The sequence below is a fragment of the Kitasatospora sp. P5_F3 genome (genome assembly GCF_054049135.1).
Window position 1 is genome coordinate 1 of the sequence record NZ_JBFUMY010000146.1, and the last position, 9,519, is coordinate 9,519.

At 72.2% G+C, this 9,519-nt stretch carries 6 protein-coding genes and 1 pseudogene; 1 reads left to right on the forward strand and 6 read right to left on the reverse strand.

The annotated features are described in order from the left end of the window. Positions 1-178 precede the first annotated feature (178 nt). Positions 179-1,273: a sugar ABC transporter substrate-binding protein gene (locus ACXJMZ_RS36400; protein WP_457034287.1), complete on the reverse strand. Its 1,095-nt coding sequence runs from the start codon at positions 1,271-1,273 to the stop codon at positions 179-181. 197 nt (positions 1,274-1,470) lie between these two features. Continuing rightward, the gene (locus tag ACXJMZ_RS36405) at positions 1,471-2,658 is read right to left on the reverse strand and encodes an ROK family transcriptional regulator (RefSeq protein WP_457034292.1); all 1,188 of its coding nucleotides are present in this window, start codon (positions 2,656-2,658) and stop codon (positions 1,471-1,473) included. Positions 2,659-2,929: 271 nt separating this feature from the next. Here ACXJMZ_RS36405 and pepN point away from each other — a divergent pair, with 271 nt between their 5' ends. Then, positions 2,930-5,521 (forward strand): aminopeptidase N, encoded by a 2,592-nt coding sequence (pepN, locus tag ACXJMZ_RS36410; RefSeq protein ID WP_457034288.1) that lies wholly within the window; start codon positions 2,930-2,932, stop codon positions 5,519-5,521. Here pepN and ACXJMZ_RS36415 read toward each other — a convergent pair. The 4 genes and pseudogenes from ACXJMZ_RS36415 to ACXJMZ_RS36430 form a co-directional block, all read right to left on the reverse strand. Beyond that, complete coding sequence (locus tag ACXJMZ_RS36415; protein ID WP_457034289.1) at positions 5,515-5,754, reverse strand: hypothetical protein; 240 nt, start codon at positions 5,752-5,754, stop codon at positions 5,515-5,517. The genes pepN and ACXJMZ_RS36415 overlap by 7 nt on opposite strands. 21 nt (positions 5,755-5,775) lie before the next feature. Next, entirely contained in the window at positions 5,776-7,884 is a 2,109-nt protein-coding gene (gene malQ, locus ACXJMZ_RS36420; protein WP_457034290.1) for a 4-alpha-glucanotransferase, read from the reverse strand. 459 nt (positions 7,885-8,343) lie between these two features. Next, entirely contained in the window at positions 8,344-8,898 is a 555-nt protein-coding gene (locus tag ACXJMZ_RS36425; protein WP_457034291.1) for a hypothetical protein, read from the reverse strand. 97 nt (positions 8,899-8,995) lie between these two features. Continuing rightward, positions 8,996-9,439 (reverse strand): annotated as a pseudogene (locus ACXJMZ_RS36430) (RICIN domain-containing protein); the annotation flags it as partial. Positions 9,440-9,519 lie beyond the last annotated feature (80 nt).

Here is a 9,519-nt window from a genome sequence, read left to right on the forward strand (position 1 = left end):
CCCTCGTAGCGGAGCTACTCGGGCGTTTCGGCCGTGCGGCGAGCGTGCGTGCCGGGCGGGCCGGACCCGACGGGAATCGTCAGACAGGCCCTGGTGCGAGAACGATGAGGGGGCGCGGCGGTGTGTGAACACGCCGCGGGGGCCGACGCTCCGTCAGGAGCGCCGGCCCGTGCCGGGACTACTTCAGGCCGGCCGCGGTGCAGGCGGCGGCGTAGTCGGCGGTGCAGATGTCGGCGGCCTTGTAGAGGCCGTCGGCGATCACGGTGTCCTGGATGTTCGCCTTGGTGACGACCTTCGGGGACAGCAGCTTGGCCGGGATGCCCTTGTCGGTCGGGCTGTCCACGGTCGCCGAGGCGACGGACTTGATGTCCTTGCCCTGGAGCAGGTTGACCGCGAGCTCGGCGGCCGAGTCGGCGAGCGGCTTGTACGCCTTGTAGATGGTGTAAGCCTGGTCGCCCGCGACGATCCGCTGGATGGCGTCCACGCCGGCGTCCTGGCCACCGACCGGGACGTTGATCCCCTGGGCCTTCAGCTGGGTGATGATCGCGGCGGCCATGCCGTCGTTGGCGGAGTAGACGGCCTGGAAGCCGTCCTTGCCCAGGCTGGTGATCGCGGTGCCGATCTTCTGGCCGGCCACGGTGGGCTTCCACTCACCGGAGGCCTCGTAGACGATCTTCTTGACCTTGCCCTCGAGGGCCTTCTTCGCACCGGACTTGAAGTACGCGGCGTTCGGGTCGGCCTCGTCACCGTTGATCATCACGACGTTGGCGTCGGCGGCCTTGGCACCCAGCGCGGTGACCAGCGCCTCGCCCTGGAGCTCGCCGACCTTCTCGTTGTCGAACGAGACGTAGGCGGAGACCGGGCCGGTGGCCAGGCGGTCGTACGCGACGACCTTGACACCCTTGGCCGCCGCCTCCTTGACCCAGGACTCGGTCGAGGTCGCGTCGAAGGCGTCCAGGATGATCACCTTGACGCCCTGCGCGATCAGGGTGTCGAACTGCTGCTTCTGCTTCGACGCGGAGCCCTCGGCGTTGCTGTACTTGACGTTGCAGTCACCGCACAGCGCCTTGACCTTGGCCTCGATGAACGGCTTGTCGAAGGACTCGTACCGGGTGGACGAGGCGTTCTCCGGGAGCAGCAGGCCGATCGACTTGGTGTCACCGGACGCGGCGCTGTCCTTCTTGTCGTCACCGGCCTTGCCACAGGCGGCCATCGAGATGGCCATCGAGACCGCAGCGGTACCGATGACAGCGCGTCGCATCATTGCGTTCATGGTGGGGGTGCCTCCCTGACGGAGCCGCAACATTGCGGCGAGGTGAGGTGGAGTCAACCCCTGGGGCTCGCTTGTCGTCAATAAGTAAAACCAGCTGAACGCCGATCCGAACCTTTTCGTTATCTTCCTGAAGGCGAAGCCGAGACCAAACGGCCTCGGCTTCGCCTTTTCCGGACGCGGGAGAGCGATTTCCGGTGCTAGGCACCGACCGCCGAGGTCTGCCGGATTGCGCCGGATTCACCCATCTCGCTCATCACCAGGGCGAGCGCCCCGAGCACCTCGGCCCGGCTACCCAGCGTGCCGGGAACCACCGAGAGCTGCCGGGCCGCGGACGGGATGGCGTACCGCGCCACCGAGTCCCGGATCGGGGAAAGCACCAGCTCACCGGCCTCGGCGAGGTCTCCGCCGAGGATCACCCGACGGGGGTTGAGCAGGTTGCACAGGGTGGCCACCCCGCTGCCGATCTGGCGGCCGGCGTCCGCGATCACCCGGCGGCAGCCCAGGTCACCCTGCTGGGCCAGCTGCACCACCTTGGTCAGGGTGAGCTCCCCCGGGTGGTTGGCGTTCAAGAGATTGAGCAGGTAGCGGGAGCCGACGAAGGTCTCCAGGCAGCCCCGGTTGCCGCAGCGGCAGACCGGACCGGCCTCGTCCAGCGTGATGTGGCCGATCTCGCCCGCCGTGCCGCCGGGGCCGCGGTAGATCTGACCGTTTATCACCAACCCGGCGCCGACGCCGCTGGCCACCTTGATGTAGGCCAGGTCGCTCAGCCCCCGGCCCGCGCCCCAGACCAGCTCGCCGAGCGCGCCGAGGTTGGCGTCGTTGTCGACGTGCACGGCCATGCCCAGGCGCTGCGCGAGCTCCCGCCCCGGTGCGATGCCCGTCCAGCCCGGCAGGATCGCGGTGGAGCCGAGCGCGCCGGTCTCCTGGTCGATCGGTCCCGGCACGCCGAGGCCGACCCCGACCACCTTGTCCGCCTTGAACCCGGCCTGCGCCAGCAGCCGCTCGACCAGCGCCTCGGCGCGGTCGAAGCCCTGCTGGGCCGAGACGTCCACGTCGATCGGCTCACTCTCCTCGGCGAGCACCCGGTGCGCCAGGTTGCCCACCGCCACCCGCAGGTGGGTGTGGCCGAAGTCGATCCCGACCACGATCCCGGCGTCCCCGCTCAGCGAGACCGAGCGCGCCCGGCGGCCACCTGACGAGGTGTCGGCCACCACGACGGTGCCGGCCTCCCGCAGCTCCCGGACGATGTTGGACACCGTGGCCGCCGAGAGTCCGGTGGACCGGGCGATCTCCGCCTGGGTCAGCGAGCCCGCCATCCGGACCGCCCGCAGCACCCGTTCGAGATTGGCCCGGTGCAGCGAGGACTGCGATCCCGGTGTGTCCATCGACATGATTCACCCTTCCTGGGCACGGGAACTCGTCCGTCCCCGCGCCGGCCGCGCCGTTGCGGCGGTGTGCCAAATGCTCACCTTCAACTTCTGAACTCTATGGTCGGCACCCCGTCCGCGCTCGCGTCAAGGGCGAACCGGTGCTGAACGGAGATCGAATGCGAATCGTTGCCGGTCCCCACCCGGCACACCTGATATGCCCCGGGCACGGCACACCTGCCGCGTGGGAGGATGCCAGGCATCCATGCCTGACGAAGGAGTCCTGCGAGTGCCTGGCACCAACTTGACCCGTGAGGAGGCCCGCACCCGGGCCGCGCTCCTGCACGTGGAGTCGTACGACATCGAGCTCGATCTGAGCTCGGCCCGCGACGGCGGCACCTTCCGTTCCACCACGGTGGTCCGGTTCGCTGCCACCGCTCCGGGCTCCGCGAGCTTCATCGACCTGGTCGCGCCGAGCGTGTCGGAGCTGGTGCTGAACGGCGTGGCGCTGCCGCTCGACAGCTTCGCCGACAGCCGGATCGCCCTGCCCGGCCTGGCCGCCGAGAACGAGCTCAAGGTCGTCGCCGACTGCGCGTACACCAACACCGGCGAGGGCCTGCACCGCTTCGTCGACCCGGTCGACGGCGAGACCTACCTCTACACCCAGTTCGAGGTACCGGACGCCCGCCGGGTGTTCGCCTCCTTCGAGCAGCCCGACCTGAAGGCCGCCTTCACCTTCACCGTGACCGCCCCCAAGGGCTGGGTCGTGGTCTCCAACTCCCCCACCCCGGCCCCGGCCGGCGACGGGGACACCCAGGTCTGGCGGTTCACCCCGACCGGCCGGATCTCCACCTACATCACCGCGCTGATCGCCGGCCCGTACGTCGGCGTCTTCGACGAGTACCGCAGCGGTGACCAGGTCGTCCCGCTCGGGGTCTACTGCCGCCCGTCGCTGCGCGAGTTCCTGGACGCCGACGCGATCTTCGACATCACCCGGCAGGGCTTCGACTTCTTCCAGGAGAAGTTCGACTGCGCCTACCCGTTCGAGAAGTACGACCAGCTCTTCGTGCCGGAGTTCAACGCCGGTGCGATGGAGAACGCGGGCGCCGTCACCTTCCGGGACCAGTACGTCTTCCGGTCCAAGGTCACCGACGCCGCGTACGAGTCGCGGGCCGCCACCATCCTGCACGAGCTGGCCCACATGTGGTTCGGCAACCTGGTCACCATGGAGTGGTGGAACGACCTCTGGCTGAACGAGTCGTTCGCCACCTACGCCGAGGCGGTCTGCCTGGCCGAGGCGCCCGGCTCCAAGTGGCCGGACTCCTGGACCACCTTCGCCAACGAGATGAAGACCTGGGCGTACCGGCAGGACCAGCTGCCGTCCACCCACCCGATCATGGCCGAGATCAACGATCTCGAGGACGTCATGGTCAACTTCGACGGCATCACCTACGCCAAGGGCGCCTCGGTGCTCAAGCAGCTGGTGGCGTACGTCGGCCAGGACGAGTTCTTCAAGGGCGTGCAGGCCTACTTCAAGGCGCACGCCTGGGGCAACACCCGGCTCAGCGACCTGCTCGGCGCGCTGGAGAAGACCAGCGGCCGCGACCTGAAGACCTGGTCGAAGGCCTGGCTCGAGACGGCCGGCATCAACGTGCTGCGCCCCTCGGTCACACTGGCCGATGACGGCACGGTCGCCGCCTTCTCGGTGCTCCAGGAGGCCCCCGCGCTGCCCGCGGGCGCCAAGGGCGAGGCCGTGCTCCGGCCGCACCGGATCGCCATCGGCTGCTACGACCTGAAGGACGGTCAGCTGGTCCGCACCCAGCGGATCGAGCTGGACGTGGACGGCGCCGAGACCCCGGTGCCGCAGCTGACCGGCCGTCAGCGCCCCGCCGTGCTGCTGCTCAACGACGACGACCTGTCGTACGCCAAGGTCCGGCTGGACGAGTCCTCGCTGGCCGTGGTCACCGAGCACCTCGGCGCCTTCACCGCCACGCTCCCCCGCGCGCTGTGCTGGGCCTCGGCCTGGGACATGACCCGCGACGGCGAGCTGGCCACCCGCGACTACCTGGCGCTGGCCCTCTCCGGCCTGGCCAGGGAGAGCGAGATCGGCGTGGTCCAGTCGATCCAGCGGCAGGTCAAGCTGGCGCTCGACGTCTACACCGACCCGGCCTGGCGCGAGCAGGGCCTGCTGCGCTGGTCCACCGCCGCCGAGGAGCGGCTGCGCGCCGCCGCCCCCGGCAGCGACCACCAGCTGGCCTGGGCCCGCACGCTGGCCGCCGCCGCCCGGACGGAGGGTCAGCTCGCGCTGCTGGCCGGTCTGCTGGACGGCACCCAGGTGATCGAGGGCCTGGCCGTCGACACCGAGCTGCGCTGGGTGCTGCTCGCCCGGCTGGCGGCCACCGGCCGCGCCGACGCGAAGGCGATCGATGCCGAGCTGGAGCGGGACAACACCGCGGCCGGCCAGGAGCACGCGGCCTCCTGCCGCGCGGCCCGGCCGACCGCCGAGGCCAAGGCCGAGGCCTGGGCCTCGGTGGTGGAGTCGGACGAGCTGACCAACTACGTCCAGGAGGCCGTGATCAGCGGCTTCGGTCAGCCCGACCAGCAGGAGCTGCTGGCCCCCTACACGGCGAAGTACTTCGCCGCGATCAAGGGCATCTACGAGACCCGCAGCCACGAGATCTCGCAGCAGATCGTGGTCGGCCTCTACCCGGCCCGCCAGGTCGGGCAGGCCACCCTGGACGTCACCGACGCCTGGCTGGCCTCCGCCGAGCCGGCCCCGGCGCTGCGCCGGATGGTGGTCGAGGCCCGCGCGGCCGTCGAGCGCGCGATCCGGGCCCAGGCCGCGGACCGGGCGGCCGGCGCCCGGGAGCTCGGTCACTGACCGAGCTTCAGCTGAACGCACGAAGGACCGCCGTCCGGCKCGGAGCCGGCCGGCGGGGCGGGGGGGGGCGGGAGTGCCACGAACAGGCCGAGGGTCTCGACCGTGCTCAGGCTCTGGCCCGGGTCGTCACCGTCGTCCGGGGTGACCGCCAGGGCGGCGGGCGACGTCATCAGCATCATCAGCGTCGCCACCGCGGAGACCGCGCCGACTCGCAAAGCGTTCCTCTTGTCCACGTTTCATAAGGTAGCGGCCGCTTACCGGTCGCCGCTCCCCGGGGTGCGCCTTCCGAGCACGCCGCTCAGCCGCCTGGTCCCGTCCGCCGCCGCCAGCGCCTCCAGAGTGACGGGGCGTCCGGTCCGGTCGGCCACCGGCAGGCGCCAGTTGGGGTACTGGTCCCAGGTGCCGGGCAGATTCTGCGGGCGCGGATCGCCGACCGTGTCGGGCAGCCAGACCCCGACCAGCTCGGCGGGGGTGGCCAGCAGGAAGGCGTACAGCGCCTCGGCGGTCAGCTCCGCGCCCTCGGGCAGCAGCCCGGCCCGGGTCAGTTCGGTCCGCCAGTCGGCCAGTTCGGCGGCCGCCTCGGCCTGCTCCTCGGCCAGCGGACGGGCCAGCAGGCCGAGCCGGTGCCGCAGCTCGACGTGCTCGCCGGAGAGCCGGGCCGCGGTGCTCGGCAGGTCGTGGGTGGTCAGGGTGGCCAGGCAGGCGGCCCGCCAGCGCTCCGGCGGGAGGATCTCGCCTTCGGCCCGCCAGTCCCGCTCGAACCAGAGCACCGAGGTGCCGAGCACCCCACGCGCCGTCAGCTCCTCCCGGACGCCGGGCTCCACCGTGCCCAGGTCCTCGCCGATCACGTACCCGCCGGCCCGGTGCGCCTCCAGCGCCAGCACACCGAGCATCGCCTCCGCGTCGTAGCGGACGTACGCGCCCTGGGTCGGCGGGTGCCCGGCCGGCACCCACCAGAGCCGGAACAGGCCCATCACGTGGTCGATCCGGAGCGCCCCGGTGTGCCGCAACGCCGCTCGCAGCAGCTCCGCGTACGGGGCGTACCCGGCGGCGGCCAGCGCGTCCGGGCGCCAGGGCGGCAGGCCCCAGTCCTGGCCGTGCGCGTTGAAGGCGTCCGGCGGGGCGCCCACCGAGATGCCCTCGGCCAGCACCTCCTGGAGCACCCAGGCGTCCGCGCCGTCCGGGTGCGCGCCGACCGCCAGGTCGTGGATCAGGCCGACCGGCATCCCGGCGTCCTTGGCCGCCTGCTGGGCCGCGCCGAGCTGCTGGTCCGTCAGCCAGGCCAGCCAGCGGTGGAACTCCACCCGGTCGGCCAGGTCCTGGGCGGCCTTGGTGACGTGCGGACTGTCGGGGTGGCGCAGGCCCTTGGGCCAGTGCCGCCAGTTGTCGCCGTGCTGCTCGGCCAGCGCCGACCAGATGGCGTACTGCTCCAGCCAGCGTCCCTCCCGCTCGACGAACGCCCGGTAGGCCGCCTCCCGGCCGGGGCCGCGCGCCACCCGGTGCAGGATCTCCAGCGCCTCGAGCTTGACCGCGCGGACCGCGTCCCGGTCCACCAGGCCGTCGTGGGCCAGCACCTCCTGGCTCAACCTGCGCCCGCGCTCCGGGAGTTCGCCCAGATCGGCGTACGGGTACTCGGGCACCGCCTCGATCCGCAGGTGCACCGGGTCGGCGAACCGGCGGGAGGACGGGCGGTACGGCGACGGGTCGGAGGGCGCGCCCGGCAGCGCCGCGTGCAGCGGGTTGATCTGCAGGAAGCCCGCCCCGAGCCCGTGCCCGGCCCACTGCGCCAGCTCGGCCAGGTCACCCAGGTCGCCCATCCCCCAGGAGCGCTCCGAGAGCACCGAGTAGAGCTGGGCCAGGAAGCCCCAGGAGCGCTGCTCGATCTCCGGCAGCCGCTGCGGGGCGACGATCAGCGGGGCCGACTCGGTGCGGTCCTCCGTACGGACCGTCAGGCGGTGGCGGCCGAGCGGGAGGTCGGCGGGCAGCCAGTGCGACCGGCCGGCCGGCAGGCCCCAGGTGCCGCCGTCCTCCAGCTCGACGGCCAGCCGGGCCTCGGCCGGCACGTCCAGCGCCGTCCGCCGGCCGGCCCGGACCACGATGCACGGCGGCAGCAGCCGGGCCGCCTGCTCGGCCCGGTGCCGCTCGATCGCGGCCCGCACCGCCGCCGGGCTGCCGGCGTCCACCCCGAGCGTGGCCAGCACCGCCACCAGGGTGTGCGGCGCCACCTGCACCGGACCCGACCCCGGGTCGTACGTACTGTCCACCCCATGGGCGTGTGCCAGTGCCACAAGCTCCGGTGAGGGCGGCGGATCCTCGGCGGGAGCCTGCGGACTGCCAGTTGCACGATCGAGGTATGCGGCCACTGCACGGCCTCCTGCATCGGTAAAGCCCTACGGACCCCCAAGTCCTACCCCCGCCCGACCCGGCCGACCCCACCCGACACGCACAACGGCCGTGCCCGGTACGCCTGCTGGCGTACCGGGCAGATGGGGCTCGGTGCAGAGTCGGGCGTCCGGTACGCGATGCGGCCCCGTCGGTTCGGACGAAGGGAACTGCCGACTGGTCCAGGACACGTGCCGGATGCCGCCGGTGCCGCTCAAGCCGCGCGGTGATGTTCGCGAGTACCGACGGGCAGGGGGTTGGCCGGTCGTGCAGTTGACGGGTCCGGACGTGAATGCGACCCCTTGGCCGAGGACCTGGCGTTCGAACTGCTCGAAGCACTCGGGTTCCCCGACCCCGGAGTCGCAGGGGCGGATGGTCTGACGGTGGCCCAGGAAGACTGACCGGGCTCGGGGCGCCGACGACAGGCGCTCCGGCCCGATTCAGCGAGCGGCGCGGCGGCGGCGTAGCAGGAGAGCGACAGCCGCCACCGCTACGGCTGCGACGACCAGTTCGACCGTGGTCGTCCACCCGCTGCCCGAACCTTCGGGGGCAGGGGCTGACACTGCGACAGCAGGCGTCGGGGTGACTGGAAGGACCGGCTCTGCGGTGGTAGGGGCGGTGCCGGGCACTGCGGTGACGGTGAGGTCTGCCTCGCCACGGCCCAGTGCAGGGAAGCCGGACTCCACGGTGACGGCCCAGTGGCCGGGCGGTAGGGCCAGGGCGGTGGTGAAGGTGCCGGGTGTGCCGGCCACCGGCTCCAGCCGCCAGGGGCCGACGGTGCGGCCGTCCTCGGCGGTCGCGCTGAGCGTGGCGGCCACCGTCTCGGCCACCGGATCCTTGTCGTTCGCCCAGGTGGCGACCGCTCGGGTGTGGCCGTCTCCCAGTGCGGTGACCTGGAAGACGATGGTGTCGCCGTGGGCGCCGGCCGCACCGGCCGGGCCCAGGACGGCGAGGCCGGTGAGCACGGCGGTGGCGGCGAGTGTGCGGATGCGCATCGCGGGGTGTCTCCTCGTACAGGGCGGGGTGGGGCGCGGAAGCAGCGGCCTCCGCGCCCTGCGCCAGGTACTGGCCGGCTACGGGCGCGCCGCCGAGCTGGAGGCACTTGCCGGACTTCGCCGAGCTGATCCGCAGGTTGCCACCGCCCTGGTCCTCGAACAGCCACTGCTGGTTGGCGTAGCCGGTGCGCTGGTAGCCGATCAGCACGGCGCCGTCGTTGGTCGAGCCGCCCCACATGTCGGCGGCCTGGCCGGTCAGGCTGTTGAGCATCGTGTACCGGGTGCCGGGCTTGGTCGGACCGGCGGTCTTCGGGGTGCGGAAGGAGACGTCACGGCCGGGCTTGGAAACGCGGCCGGACTGGTCGCGGACGGCGACGGCGATCCGGTAGGCGGTGTCGGGCCGCAGGTTGACCAGCCGGACCACGGTGGAGCGGACGGTGCCGAGCGTGCGGCCGTCCAGCACCACGTCGTACCCGGCCGCACCGGAGACCTGAGCCCAGCTCAGCACCGCGGAGTCCGGGGTCAGCTGACCGACCGTCACCTCGGGCCCGACCGGCGGGACAGCAGTGGGCGACGGGGTGGGGGTCTTCGTCGGGCTCGGACTCGGGTTCGGGTTCGGAG